At 33.7% G+C, this 14,360-nt stretch carries 13 protein-coding genes and 1 pseudogene; 8 read left to right on the plus strand and 6 right to left on the minus strand.

Annotated elements, in window-relative coordinates; all coding sequences use genetic code 11:
* Nucleotides 1-7: 7 nt before the first annotated feature.
* Nucleotides 8-763: a hypothetical protein gene (locus tag AAGD63_RS01495; protein ID WP_341813582.1), complete on the minus strand. Its 756-nt coding sequence runs from the start codon at nt 761-763 to the stop codon at nt 8-10.
* Nucleotides 764-816: 53 nt separating this feature from the next.
* Complete coding sequence (fabD, locus tag AAGD63_RS01500; protein ID WP_341813583.1) at nt 817-1,785, minus strand: ACP S-malonyltransferase; 969 nt, start codon at nt 1,783-1,785, stop codon at nt 817-819.
* 125 nt (nt 1,786-1,910) lie between these two features.
* On the opposite strand from fabD, the gene rpmE reads away from it, so the two are divergent.
* From rpmE to AAGD63_RS01530, 6 genes are all read left to right on the plus strand, one after another.
* On the plus strand, nt 1,911-2,123 hold the full coding sequence (gene rpmE, locus AAGD63_RS01505; RefSeq protein ID WP_006013575.1) for a 50S ribosomal protein L31: 213 nt from the start codon (nt 1,911-1,913) through the stop codon (nt 2,121-2,123).
* A gap of 21 nt (nt 2,124-2,144) precedes the next feature.
* The gene (locus tag AAGD63_RS01510; RefSeq protein ID WP_341813584.1) at nt 2,145-2,930 is read left to right on the plus strand and encodes an NAD kinase; all 786 of its coding nucleotides are present in this window, start codon (nt 2,145-2,147) and stop codon (nt 2,928-2,930) included.
* An 83-nt stretch (nt 2,931-3,013) separates the two neighbouring features.
* On the plus strand, nt 3,014-4,258 hold the full coding sequence (locus AAGD63_RS01515; protein ID WP_341813585.1) for a hypothetical protein: 1,245 nt from the start codon (nt 3,014-3,016) through the stop codon (nt 4,256-4,258).
* A gap of 123 nt (nt 4,259-4,381) precedes the next feature.
* Nucleotides 4,382-5,398, plus strand: coding sequence for an extracellular solute-binding protein (locus AAGD63_RS01520; protein ID WP_341813586.1), 1,017 nt, complete (start codon nt 4,382-4,384; stop codon nt 5,396-5,398).
* A gap of 80 nt (nt 5,399-5,478) precedes the next feature.
* Complete coding sequence (locus tag AAGD63_RS01525) at nt 5,479-6,366, plus strand: aspartate carbamoyltransferase catalytic subunit (RefSeq protein ID WP_341813587.1); 888 nt, start codon at nt 5,479-5,481, stop codon at nt 6,364-6,366.
* Nucleotides 6,367-6,765: 399 nt separating this feature from the next.
* Nucleotides 6,766-8,112, plus strand: coding sequence for an IS110 family transposase (locus AAGD63_RS01530; protein ID WP_341813147.1), 1,347 nt, complete (start codon nt 6,766-6,768; stop codon nt 8,110-8,112).
* Here the strand turns inward: AAGD63_RS01530 and AAGD63_RS01535 are convergent.
* On the minus strand, nt 8,074-8,682 hold the full coding sequence (locus AAGD63_RS01535) for a hypothetical protein (RefSeq protein ID WP_341813588.1): 609 nt from the start codon (nt 8,680-8,682) through the stop codon (nt 8,074-8,076). The two genes, AAGD63_RS01530 and AAGD63_RS01535, sit on opposite strands and share 39 nt — an antisense overlap.
* 276 nt (nt 8,683-8,958) lie before the next feature.
* Between AAGD63_RS01535 and AAGD63_RS01540 the strand changes: the two genes are divergently transcribed.
* On the plus strand, nt 8,959-10,284 hold the full coding sequence (locus AAGD63_RS01540; RefSeq protein ID WP_341813589.1) for a phosphomannomutase/phosphoglucomutase: 1,326 nt from the start codon (nt 8,959-8,961) through the stop codon (nt 10,282-10,284).
* A 131-nt stretch (nt 10,285-10,415) separates the two neighbouring features.
* Here AAGD63_RS01540 and AAGD63_RS01545 read toward each other — a convergent pair whose 3' ends face one another.
* The 3 genes and pseudogenes from AAGD63_RS01545 to AAGD63_RS01555 all read right to left on the minus strand — a co-directional run bounded on the left by AAGD63_RS01545 (nt 10,416) and on the right by AAGD63_RS01555 (nt 13,604).
* Complete coding sequence (locus tag AAGD63_RS01545; protein WP_341813590.1) at nt 10,416-11,003, minus strand: CvpA family protein; 588 nt, start codon at nt 11,001-11,003, stop codon at nt 10,416-10,418.
* Nucleotides 11,004-11,060: 57 nt separating this feature from the next.
* On the minus strand, nt 11,061-11,657 hold the full coding sequence (locus tag AAGD63_RS01550) for a riboflavin synthase (protein WP_341813591.1): 597 nt from the start codon (nt 11,655-11,657) through the stop codon (nt 11,061-11,063).
* A gap of 40 nt (nt 11,658-11,697) precedes the next feature.
* A pseudogene (locus AAGD63_RS01555) lies at nt 11,698-13,604 on the minus strand (hypothetical protein).
* A gap of 547 nt (nt 13,605-14,151) precedes the next feature.
* On the opposite strand from AAGD63_RS01555, the gene AAGD63_RS01560 reads away from it, so the two are divergent.
* Nucleotides 14,152-14,289, plus strand: a complete 138-nt coding sequence (locus tag AAGD63_RS01560) for a hypothetical protein (RefSeq protein ID WP_341813592.1) — start codon at nt 14,152-14,154, stop codon at nt 14,287-14,289.
* The last annotated feature ends 71 nt before the right edge of the window (nt 14,290-14,360 follow it).

Consider the following 14,360-nt stretch of genomic DNA (forward strand, 5'->3'; position numbering starts at 1 on the left):
TATATTACTATAAATCTATAAATAAGGGCTGATTTGCATTAGGAAATAAAACACTGTGCATAGCAGATAGCATATCTATTTGCTGCTCCAAATGGCCATGTTGTGCTTCTACATTAGAGTATTGAATATGATTTTTGCTAGCATACACAGATAAAGAACCATCGTCTTCGACTGCTTTGTTATTTTGCAATACTATATTAAAAATTTCCTTCTGTTTTAAAGCATTAAACCAGCCCTCATCTGTCGTGTAAAAAAATTCACCCGTTCCATTTTCTGGACATACCTCTGGATAAATCTTTAGCACATCATGAGAAAGTGGTGGAGCAAAATAGCTTTTGAATGAGTAGCTGGGAGAGTTGTGATTATTGTGCAGAGCAATAACATGATCTTGACCAGGAAGCAAAAAGTCTAAAATTTTTTCTGCAAAGTTTCTAGTAATTCTCAAAGCATCTTCTGAAAAATTGCCAAACTCTCTTAAGCTAGCTTCTGCACCTACATCATCAAACATGCGATTGGGATCGAATTCATACCGCTCACCATTTAAGTAAAATTCTACATTGCGCGGAGTACCATCACCATGAGTAATGTACAGCATTCTTCCACCAAACTCCTCGATTATATTCTCACCAGCTTCTTTTGAAGTTACTTCATTTTGATGCACATTGATAAAATTGATTCCACTTGTATCGCTACTTTTAATAAAAAGTTTAACTGTAGTATCACCTAGCGCCAGATCATATTCTTTAGTGTCGATGTTTGACATTCCTCTGCTATCAATAATCAAAGCAAAAAAAATAGCCCAAATTTTACTTTATGTTAGTTATAAGCTTTTATTTTAAAATTTTTTGCTGTCAACATTAATGATTCATTAAAGAAGCCATCAATATCATCAATACTACCTATGCTTTTTGTATTGATAGATTGGTCAATTCTTTTAACTAAATTGGATAGAACTTTATTAGGCCCAATTTCAACGAATTTATTAGTGTCACGGCTTGTCATATGTAAAATCATTTCTCTCCACCTCACTCTGCTTACGACTTGCTTAGCGAGCAAAGCTCTTATGACCTCTGGATCACTTTCCTCTTTAGCTGTAACATTTGACACAAAAGGAATCGAAGGGCGAGTTATTTTAACGCTCTCCAAAAATTCTAGAAGTTTTTCATCAGCGGGTTTCATAAAAGATGAGTGAAAAGGCCCACTAACTTGCAATTTAATTATTTTCTTTACACTTGAGGTTTTAAACAATTCAGGTAACATTTCAAGGGCTTCTGAAGTACCACTTACCACTACCTGCCCGCCACCATTATCGTTTGCAATTTCACAATCAATTTGAGCTGATTTTAATATACCTTCTACTTCGCTTATTTCTGCTCCAAGTAGGGCAACCATTCCACCTTTGCATTTCAGTGAAGCTTCATGCATTGCTTCACCACGAACTTTTAGCAACTTGACTGCAGACTCAAGCGTCAATGCTCCTGCAGCACATAGCGCTGTATACTCGCCAACTGAATGCCCACAAACATACTGAACTCTGTAAAGATATTCACCAAATACGTGCTTCATAACACGTAGCGTTGCAATTGACACTGCCATTATAGCTGGCTGAGCGTTTTCCGTGATGGTTAATTTTTCAATAGGACCATTGAAAATCAAATGAGACAGCTTTCTACCTAATACGTCATCTACTTCATCAAATACTTGCCTTGCAACTGAAAATTCATCATATAAGTTCTTTCCCATTCCTATAAATTGAGAGCCCTGACCAGGAAAAGCAAAGATCATAATAAATTATTTATTTTTCATTAAGTATACTACTTTATTTATTTTTTGTCAATATTTCACAATAATGATTGACCAAATGAACCAGATTCACTAAAATCTTAGCTGGTAAGAAATTTGTAAGAACAATGGCAGAAATCGATTATCACAAAGTTACTATAGTTATGACAGATGGTCAAGAGTTTGAAACTTATTCCACTTATGGAAAAGAAGGTCAAAGAATAAAGCTTGATAGAGATCCTCTTACTCATCCTGCATGGACTGGAAGTTTGACAAGCGGTTCAGGGGAGAAGGATAGTAAAATAGCTAAGTTTAATGATAAATACGGGAGTCTTTTTTAGTTCCTCCCCTCTTTATTTAACATGTATAAATATAAAAATGTAGTCTATATTGCTTCTTCGCTAACCAAGTCTCAGGAAGTATCTAAACTACTACAGAAACTCAATTTTATCAATATAGCAGAAGCAGGTAAGCATGAAGTTGATCTGCTGATAGTTGTTGGTGGCGATGGTTTTATGCTACGCACTCTGCACGACTACGTCATAGGAAATAAAGATATACATGTGTATGGAATAAATACCGGTAATGTCGGGTTTTTAATGAATAAATGTTTTAAAGATCTAATTGATCATATAGAACATGCAGTTCCTGCTCAGCTAACTTTACTAAAAATGGAAGCCACAGACATAAGTGGCAAAAAACACCATTACATCGCAGTAAATGAAGTGTATGTCTTTAGAAATGCAAATCAAATAGTGGAGATGAATATTACCATTAATGATAAGCTAAAAGTAGAAAAATTCAGAGGAGATGGAATTATATTGTCTACCCCAACAGGTAGCACTGCATATAACTTCTCTGCCGGTGGGCCAATCTTACCACTTAATTCAAATTTACTTGCACTGACTTCCATTAATAGCTACTACCCAAGTCGTTGGAATGGAGCGCTAATCTCAAATGATACAATAGTGCAAATTGATATCAATGATGTGAAAAATCGTCCAGCACTTGTAGTATCAGATTACAAGGAATTTCACGACATATCGCAGGTAAAAATACAGAAAGATCACGAAAATACAGTCACTCTACTTTTTGACAAAGATTGCCCTTTGAATGAAAGGATCTTTGATCAGCAGTTCTTATACTAATATTTATTCTTAAATTAGTATTCACTATATCTTAATAACTATAGCGTAATCAACATAACATTGTAATTAATTTTGGAGCGAATATGCCTGGATCAGGAAATAAAGATAACGTCACACTGGTTTCTCATACAACGGTGAGTGAAAATAGTGCAGCAACTCTACCAACACCAGCACCTAGAAACACAGCGTTACAAACAAATTCGGCTAGCGAATCAAGTTCTGATGAAAAAAGGCAAAAAGAATCGAATGTGAACAGTTCAGAATCTCTTTATGCATCAATAGATAGAAGTAAAAAAACTTCGAAAAAGAGTTCAGATAGTGAAGTAGGTAATACAAACCTAAGCAAGTTATCTTTTCAAGAAACAGTATACAGCGAACCTTGGAATAGTCAAAAAACATTAGAAAATTTAAAAGAAAGAGTGAAGGCAAATCCAACTCCTCCACCATCATATCAAACAGATGGCTCTGAAAAATCTTTGCTTGGAGATAATAAAAAGACAAACAGATTTTTACAGAAAGTAAAATATACGATGCAAAAGAAGAAAGTTACAATGCCTTTTGTAGGCCTTGTTACGGCGTGTTGTATTACAGCAATCGTTTTAGCTGTGAAGCAAAGAGAATTTATTGGATTCATCGGCAGCGTAAATCCTGTTACTATATTCGGCGTGGTATTAGCGTCTTGTTTAGTCTTGGGAATTACGTGGGAACTTATGCAAGCAGTCCGTACTAAGGAGCACAAGATTACAAAAAGAGACACTCAAGAAGTTTTAGGTGAGATATTAGATACACTTAAGCAAGATGAGAAATGCATCAAGTCTTTGGTATTAAAATATAGCAACGGTAATCGTGTTTACTTTACGTTTCACTCTCTTCCAGAAAAAGCAAAAAGTAATTCAAACATCGTAGAACTTACAGGCCAGCCAATCTATTACAAGAGTAAAGTAAATTCATTAATCAATGATAGAATATGGCTTCCTATCTTAGGAACAGTTCTTATTACTGGAAACATAACCTTCCCTTTAGCACTTTATTCAACAGGTGGTTTGAGCAATATAGTAAGTTCATACACAAATCCTACTATTTACTGGCCAATCGTTGCAATTTCAGGCACTCTACTGCTTTTCACTTTAGCTTGCACAATTCATCATTGGAGCAAAACTGATTTTAAAGATTATTTGTTATTACATAAACAAAATGCTAATAGTGAAAATCCTAATGAAACAGCTATTAAAACTGTAAAAAGCAGTCAAGAAAAGATTAGTTCAAAATTGTTACAAGTAGTTGCTGAACGATGTGGCCATCCAGATATTACTTATATTATTAATTAAATCTGGCTCGTACTTCTTTTTATCGCTATTCCAGTACTGTAACTGCAACTTTTTGAAGATTTACACTTGCTAAGACCTTGCTATTTTGATAGCTTGAGATGATGAAAAGGAAGGGGTTTGTTTATGAAAAAAGGTTTAATATTTATATCTTTTGTAGCGGCTGTATTGATAGTCGTTAATTTTTTATATAAAAATAGCGGAATTGATGATTCACAAGTAGTAAACGTTTATTCATCTCGTAAAGAAGAATTAGTACATAGTTTGTTTGATGATTTTACAAAAACCACTGGCATCAAGGTACGTTATATCATTGACGATTATTCCCAATTGCTTTCACGTATGGAAAATGGCGGTGAAGCTGATTTGTTTTTAACTGCAGATGCAGTGAATTTGATTTTAGCCAAAAAAAGAGGGCTCTTATCTCAAGTGGATTCAGAGACTCTAAAAAATGCCATACCTGCAAAATTTAGAGATAATGAAGATTATTGGTTTGGTCTCACAAAAAGAGCTAGAATATTGGTTTACAATAAAGAATCAGTAGATCCTAAGGAATTAAGTACCTATGAAGATTTAGCGGATGAAAAATGGAAAGGGAAAATATTAGTACGCTCTTCCACAAGTCCATATAACCGATCATTGATCGCTTTTATGATTGCAAAAAATGGTTTTGAAAAAACAAAAGAATGGGTGAGTGGAATTGTAAGCAACATGGCAAGAAAACCAAGCGGTGGTGACACAGATCAAATTTATGCTGTAGCCGCTGGTGAAGGCAATGTTGCAATAGTAAACAGCTACTACTTTGCAAGAATCCTTTCATCAGAAAATAAAAAGAATATCACAGACAAGTTAGGAGCTTTTTTTCCTAATGATGGTGTAATGGTGAATATTAGTGGTGCAGCAGTAACAAAAAACGCAAAACACAGAGAAAATGCCATAGCTTTATTGGAGTTTTTTGTAAGCAAACAGGCTCATGAGCTATATGCTAAAAAAAATCAAGAATATCCTGTTGTTGAAGGTATTGAAACTTCTGATGTGTTAAAATCTTGGGGAAATTATCCACAAAGTGATCTACCTATAAGTGAGCTTGAGGAGCACCTTTTTGAGGCTGTTATGATAGCAGATGAATGTAAGTGGAAATAAAATTTTATAGCTTCCTTCTACTTTACTTTACAGTTGTGTAATTGAAATTAAGAAAGTAGAATAAGCTCAAAAAAGGAGCTATGGACAAGAGAAGGAATTTATTAAATATCTCAGACCTCACAATCGGTGATGTAGAAAATATAACTAAATTAGCCAACCAATACCTTGAAGAAAAAGTTGAAAATAGTCATGTTCTGAAAAATAAAATAGTCATAAACCTATTCTTTGAAGATTCAACACGTACGCTCGCATCTTTTGAAATAGCAGCAAAAAGCCTTGGAGCAAATGTTATAACTTTACCAATAAAATCTTCTTCTATTAACAAAGGGGAAGATCTAAAAGATATGATAAAAACACTAAATGCAATGAATCCTGACTATATGATAATCAGGCATAAAAGTAGTGGTATTATTAATACATTGGCAAAGCATGTCAACTGCTTGCTAATCAACGCAGGCGATGGAAGCAGTGAACATCCCACTCAAGCTCTTGCAGATTATCTTGTAATTATCAATCATAAAAAGCAAATAAAAAACCTCAAAGTTGTGATATGTGGAGATATTTTGCACAGTAGAGTTGCAAGATCAAATATAAGATTGCTAAAAATATTTGGAGCAAAAATAAGCTTAGTTGCACCACCAGCTTTGATTTGTAAGCATCTTCCTGAAGTAGATTCACTTCATTATTCATTAATCGAAGGTATAAAGGATGCTGATGTAATTATGCTCTTGAGGTTGCAGAAAGAGCGTATGAATAATAATTCTTTAGAAAAAGAATATTTTCATTTGTATGGACTTGATGCACAAAAACTATCGCATGCAAAACCCGATGCAATTGTTATGCACCCAGGACCAATAAATAGAGGTATCGAAACTAGCAATGATATAGCAGATTGTGTTATTTTACAGCAAGTAAAGTTTGGATTAGCAACGCGTAAGGCAGTACTGCACTATTTAATTAATGTTTAACTTTAATTAATTTTAAGGAATTTTAGACATAATGATCCTCCTATAAAAAACGATTTAGAAAAATATAACACACCTCATGACAGAAATTAAGTATGCACTGAAGTAGACTGTGCTATATTTTTTTATTAAAAGCCTGAACAGACGAAATCTATAAAACCAAAAAGAAACTCTTTCTCTTTACTTTATGTTTTTTGGATATAGTTTTACGAAGAAGCGCTTCTGCAGCTATAACCGAAACAATCAATGGTGCTATAAATGCCCGTTTGAAAGCATGGTTTTGGGGGAAACGGTAAAGCCATTGATGGAGTTCTTTCTGGACTACCTCGTTTAGAAGATTGTATAACCTAACCGTCCCAAGCTGAAGTGCTTCTTATCATAATAGTATAGGAGGAATTTTATATGGCAGAAGCAAAAAGTAAATTAAAAATAATAAACCCTGACGCATCAGGGATTGATATTGGCTCGACTGTACATTATGTATGTGCACCTGAAGGAAGAGATGAACAACGTATCCAAAAATTTGGGTGCTTTACAGTAGATCTACACAACTTAGCAAAGTGGTTAAAAAAGTGTCAGGTTAGAACTGTGGCCATGGAGTCAACTGGAGTATATTGGATTCCCTTATTTCAAATATTAGAATCATATAAATTTGAGGTAAAACTAGTAAATGCGCGACATGTCAAAAATGTGCCTGGTAGAAAGTCTGATGTTCAGGATTGTCAATGGCTGCAACAATTGCACAGCTATGGACTGCTTCAAGGATCATTTAGACCGGATAATCAAATGTGTGTATTGCGTAGTTACGTTAGACAACGTGCTAATCTAATTGAAAATGCAGCTAAACATACTCAACGTATGCAAAAAGCGCTAATTCAAATGAATATTCAATTGCATAAGGTTATTAGTGATATCAACGGTTTAACAGGCATGAAAATTATTAAAGCAATAATTGAAGGAGAGAAAGACCCCCAAAAACTAGCTGAATTTAGAAATTCAAACATGAAGAATGACAAGCCTACTATAGCAAAAGCATTAACAGGAGACTATAGAGAAGAACACTTGTTTGCACTAAAACAAGAATATGCAGCATATACTTTTTTTCAAGAGCAAATAACGGAATGTGATAAAAGTATAGAGAGTTACTATAAAACATTTGAGGCAAAGTCAAATGAGAACAGGATGTTGAATAAAATACGAAAGCGGAAGCAGAAGAATGGTCCAGATTTTGCTGCGGATGAGGATTTAAATCGAATAACCGGGATAGATTTTACTAAAGTCCCGGGATTTGATGTATTAAGTGTACAAACTATCATTTCGGAAACAGGTATAAATCATAATAAATGGCCAACAGAAAAACATTTTTCTTCCTGGCTTGGATTAAGCCCTGCTAATAAAATTACAGGAGGAAAAATTGTTGGAACAGGAACTCGTAAAGTTATTAACCGCGCTGCGAATGCATTTCGAATGGCTGCCCATTGTGTGTTGAGAAGCAAAAGTGCAATAGGTGCATATAGTAGAAGGCTGAAAAAAAGGCTAGGAGCACCAAAAGCAATAACTGCGACAGCAAGGAAATTAGCATGTATCTTTTATCAAATGTTGAAATATGGACAAGAATATGTAGAGAAAGGAATGAACTATTATGAAACACTTTACAAAGAGAGAGTAGTCAAAAATTTGCTTAAAAAAGCAAAGGAATTTGGTTATATACTAATGAAAGAGGAGCCGATAGATGAAAAAGGTTCTTAGGAGTTTGTTAGAAGCTTGATGCAGAGTTTTTCCGTTGATAAAAACTTCTGTGTTTTGTTCTACTAATTCTAATATTTTCTTTTTTGTTTCTTCTGATTCTAAATCTTTGAAAATTAAATCACCAAATTTTGGTTCATCAGTCACTCTTTTTATGCCCTTAGAACTTACTTCTACAGTCATGCTACAATCTATGCTATTGCCTTTAGAATCCTTAGCTTGCCAGTTGATGGTCATTTTACATGAGCTTGAACCAGCAAAATTATAGTGCCTTTCGCTGCCTTTTTTGGTTGCAGTTATTTGACTATCTTTCCCCAAAGATAGGTTATAAACCTTACCTTCGTCGCTGGCTCTTAAAAGGGCGCTAATCTCTATTGGTTTTTCTTTATTTTCAAACCTAATTTTAAAGTCATTATCTTTTGTTGTATATACTAAGAAATTTTCACCTGGTAGAGATTCTTCAAATTTTCTATGTGTTTCATTTATTAATTGCTCAAACTTTTGAAACTCATTTTCCCACTTTAAATTTATCTGTTTTTTAATGTCCTTATCGTTGCGTAAAGGACCGATCAAATACCAGATTAAATTTTCTTCCTCTAGTTTTTTTATAAAATCCTAAAAATTGTTGCAAGGTTCAATGAAACTTAAAATATCATTTTTCTTTTGCTGATCTACATCTAAATCTTGATTTTCAGCTATAAATAAGTTTTCTTTTGGCATAATTTCTGTTTTTAGAGAACTATATTATAATATTAGCATATTTTCTTAAAAAATCAACTAATCTTATAGTTAAATAAACTTGAGTATTTGGCGGAAATGTTATATATTAACCACTCCAAGAAGTGCACTATGGACAATACTATTATAAGAAAATACGATATTAGAGGTGTAGTAGGTAGAGACCTGCAAATCAGTGATGGGTATGAAATAGGCAGAAAATTTGGTCAAACTGCAGCTAACGTTTGTGTAGGCTATGACAGCAGGATAGATTCACCAAGTATAGAAAAAGAATTAATCAGAGGCTTAATTTTGTCCGGTGCGAATGTTATACGCGTTGGGCTCTGTTCTTCACCTATGCTCTACGCTGCAACAATGCAGGCAGATCTTGGGATTATGATTACTGCTTCTCATAATCCCAGAGAATATAACGGCTTTAAATTTTTCAGTAGTAAAAAAGTTTACTCAGATCAAGAAATGAAGGAAATTATAGGCAATACAATTAAAAACAGCACGAAAATTGGAAGCTTAATTAACACGAATATATATAGTGAGTACGTTAACATATTAAAAAATGCGCTCAAGAATAACGCTACACAAAAACTAAAAATAGCTTGGGATTTTGGCAATAGTCCAACAATTGTAAGGTATATTGAAAAGATTTTACCAGATCATATACACATCGTAACCAATAATTCTATCGATGGAACGTTTCCACTGCACGACCCAGATCCCATAGAAGAGAAAAATCTTGCTCAGTTAATAGATATTGTCAAGAAAGATAAATGTGATCTTGGTATTGCACTTGATGGTGATGGTGATAGGGTACGCTTGATTGATAATAAAGGTAATGTTGTTTCCAATGATCACTTGTTTATGATTTTTGCACGTGAAGTATTGGCGGAACATCCAAAAAGCAAAGTTATTGCCAACGTAAAAATGAGTATGAAAGTGCATGATTTCGTTAGCAAATTAGGGGGGCAAGTAATTACCTGTGCCACTGGACACTCACTAGTTAAGAAAAAGATGGTAGAAGAAGGGGCAAATTTTGCCGGTGAACTCAGTGGGCATTTTTTCTTTTCTGAGCTGGGTTTCGATGATGGACTATATTCTGCTGTTAAAGTCATTAACATTTTACTTAAGAAAAACCACAGCCTATCTGAGATGATTGAAGATTTGCCAAAGTTATATATCACTTATGAAGTGAAAATTGTAGTGAAGGATGAGAAAAAATTTCAAATAATTGAGTCAGTAAAGGAGACACTAAAGCAGAAAAATATTGTATTTTCAGAGCTTGATGGTATTAAGGTAACCGATAATAAAGGTTGGTGGCTTCTTAGAGTATCAAATACGCAAAACTGCATTACAGCAAGATGTGAAGGAAATACCTTAGAAGATTTTGAACTCACTAAAAAAGTTTTGTTTTATTACATTGATGAACTAAAATTATACATTTAAATTTTTTTTGATGGTTTACTTATTCGTCAATGTTTGCAGTTTTGTTTGATTAGTCATAGGAATTGGTAACCTATGGCGAATTGCTGTGGATAATAGCTGTCTACGCTAGTTTAGCTATAGAAAATCAACACTCACTTTTCTTTATTGTTTTGAGGTTTTTCTTGATCAACCATTTCCTCACCGATCTCTTTTATTTTTAGTATCAATGATTCTGGCACATACATGTTAATTACTTCTTCTGTTGTCACAAATAAAGCCTGATAAGAGTGTGAATTTATTATCCAATTGGGCAATATGTCTTCTGCTTCTACTTTAGACTCTCCCTCTTGTTTAACGTATACTGTGTGGCAATATAAGTGCACAGCGAAAAATAGTACATAAGAAAGCAATATTCCTCTAAGTGCTCCGACAAAGATTCCAGTAACTCTATCCATTAATCCCAATCTTATAGGTGATAATATGTACATTAGCCAGTTATTCATTGTCATGAATGTAAGATTAAGTATGATAAATACAGAGATTGTAGAAAGTATGTTTTGTGTAACTTTAGAGTCAAAATAATTACTATAATTTATAATAAAAAAATCATAGTAATTAGCTGTCAAAAAGACTGATAAGAGCAAGAACATTAATGCACATAGCTCTTTTATAAAACCTCTAGTTATCGATATTATTACACACAAGACAATAATAAAGATAATTAGGCTATCGAAAAACATATTTTGTATCTATATGATTTTCAAGATATAATAGTTGTAAATAACAAAGTTGTAAAATTAATTGTGTTGATATTTTATCAGCTGGTCTAAGTACCGAGCAATCATATCAACTTCTAAATTTAGGTAATTACCTGTTTTATTATGCTGAAAAGTTGTGTTTTTCCATGTATAGGGAATTATATTCACAGTGAATTCTTGATCGACAACTGAATTTACTGTAAGGGAAACTCCATCTAGCGTTACAGAACCTTTTTTTGCAATAAATTTAATTAATTCTTGTGGGCATGATAGTCTGATTTCATGAGATTCTAAATTTTGATTGATTGTTAAAATTTCTGCTGTGTCATCCACATGACCCTGAACCAAGTGGCCGTCAATTTTGTCACTCAGTTTCATTGCTTGCTCTAGGTTTATTTTTTTTCCTGTTTTCCACATATTTAAGTTAGAAACTTTCATAGTTTCTTGAGATACTTGAACTGTGAATACATTGCTCATTATGTTGACAACAGTTAAACACACTCCGGAGCAGGATATTGAATCTCCTTTGTTTATAGAGGATAAATTTTGTGTCTCAATATGGAAGATTTGATCAGAGTTAGGGTGGATAGTGATATCAGTTATAGTGCCAATATCTTTGATAATTCCTTTAAACATGCAATAAAATAAATAATTATATCACAAAAGATCTTATTTGTTAGGTGCGCAAAGGAAGATCTTTTTTACTTATCTGCTCAATAGATTCTACAGAATATTCAGAATATAGAAAGTAAGCCAGGTTCAAAACGCACAGTGTAATTAATATTGGTAACCCTATGTTTAATGTTAGACCGATACTTTCCCTTTTTTCTGTTGGCACCAATTCCTTTAAAATTGACACTTTTCCCAGCGGCAAGTGCCATAGGCAGAGTGCTGATATAGAAGCTGCTACTAAAAATAGACAAAGATAAGTCTCTTTCGAAGAAAACATAGCTTTTAATGGTGATTTGAGCCTAATATTAGTAGGCAATCGAGTTTTAGCTTCATTTGTTTTTGGTAAATGGTCTACAGCTTTGCTTAGTAAAATTTCATGAGAAACATTTTTAGGCTGTGGAGAAGGTTGGCCTGAAACTAATTTAATCAACTGCTCTTTTTTTCTATATACTTGCTTGTGTAAATACTCTTTTGGAAAAGAAGATTTGCCGGCTGTTTGTGGTATCTTCAGCATTTCTAATGCTTCTGATATCTCATCTGGTTCTAATACTTCATGTAGTTGTTTATCTTGGAAATAAATAATATTAAACATTGAGTTGAAAATATTGTGAAATATTTCTGGATCTTGATTTTTATATTCACTTACTACTTCTACGAATATTTCATCGAGTTTTTTCCCTTGTGCTTAGCTACATTATCTATCATAGCTACTCTAGCATCAATTTGAGCTTGTTTTATGATTGATTGTTTTTCTTCTTGCAATAATTCTTTAGCCTGATTTTCGGATTTCTTTTTTCTGTTAGCTTTAAAGTAGTCTGTGTGCGACTTAGTTTGACCTATATCCCTCTCTATTTCTTTAGGTACTAGATTTCCTATACTACCCTCTGTTATCCGAGTTTCTGACACTGGTTCTTTTTCTTTTTGGTCAAGCGCTGGAATAACACCAGATGGCATATTGTTACTCTGTATAGAAAATTTGGGCAGTTGTGGAGAAAAGAATTGTGCCGTATTAAAAAAATTGAATGGCTGAAAAAGAGACCTAAACCAGGAAATATTTTCATGCATTGCAGCAACAATTACTGGTGCGCGTGTAATTTGCTTTCTGTTGCTTACTATATTGTAGCCAAACGAACCTTGCACAATTTGGTTGCCTTGCGTGTTCCTTTTTTCAACCACATTTTCGTTTTTATTTTCAGTTTCTTCTGCTTGTAACGTATCTTGACTTTGCTCCTCACTTTTGGCTTTTTCTAAATGTTTTAGCTGCTCATCTAAGAATATCTCGATTTGTTGCAAGCTATCGAGGTTAATGTTTTTAACGTTTGTTTATAGCGTTATCGTTATGCCCTGCAGGAGGATTTGAATTGGAGCATTACTTATGCATTCTTCTACAGTTTTATCACTATGAGTTTTACAGTAGTTATTATATAATTCACTGCTTTCTTTTGATACTTGTATGTTGACTATAAATTTTTTTTTCCGAGAAAGGCTGGTTTTAAAAAAGTCAATTAAATGTTTTATTTGAGGTAATATTGTATTAGGGTTTACCTCTGTCAGAAGTTTGATCTTAAATGAAAACTCTTGTGTATCACTTACAACACTTCTTGAGCGAATAGTGCTGATTTCTACTACTTCATCGGAAAATACTTTGCCTATCTCTTTAGATTTATCTTTGAAAAATTTAGGTAAATCTTCTACCTCATATTTTCTCTTAGTTTTAACGTTGACGGGGGTTTTTCCTGTATCTTGAAACTTATCTTTGAGAAGTTTTGATAAGCTTTCTGCATTAGTTCTAACTCCAGAAACTGCTTTGTTTACATTTGTTTTTAAACCCGCTAAGGACTCAGGTAAATCCTCTACACGAGCTTTAAAGGTAAGAATTACTCTACTTGTGTTTTTTTTAGCCTTATCCATAAAAGACTTAAATGAATTTTTTGTTTGCTCCCACGGAGTTGTGGTATTATTACTGTGCATGTTTCTAATTTTTTAATATAATTTTAATAAAAAAAATATAATTAGTCAATAAATTAATAATTATAGCACCCTTGCATAACAGCGGCGCGTTGGGTTCAATAAGCAGAAAAAGTTACTTTACAAACCTCATCAGTCTCCTTATCATGACAATAAGAGTATTTACCCTTGTTTTTAATCTCTGCAGATTTAACAACAAAATTCAGTAAAAAACTCAGGTATATATTGGCAGATTACATAAAATTATAGCGGCTGCATGTCTTTTTTATTTTTGCTACATTCAGCCAAAACGCGCTTTAAATAAGCGTTAGCACATTATTACAATGCCGATTTACATTATTATAGGGTCAAAACTCACTACTGGGGGGTTCTTTTGCCTTTTTTTTCGCCTGGTAAATTTTTTAATATTCTGGATTAGTTAGGAGTCCTATAGACATGTTATTCCAGCACTTCTTACTACCTGTTATGGATCCCAGTGTCAGCTACTCGGATGACAAGAAGGGAGAGCACTGGGATGACAAGAAAGAAAGCGCTGATTTCATATGTATCTGATAAAAAAGATGATGTCATGCCAGTGCCCAGACACTGGCATCCAGGTTTTCATGATCATCAAAACGTTGTATTTTAACATAAAACGGCTACTTTTATGCTTACCAACCTAATAAAATTCCTGGATTCCAGTGTCACGCACTGGAATGA

This window comes from Wolbachia endosymbiont (group B) of Germaria angustata (assembly GCF_964026725.1).
Lineage (GTDB): Bacteria > Pseudomonadota > Alphaproteobacteria > Rickettsiales > Anaplasmataceae > Wolbachia > Wolbachia pipientis_C.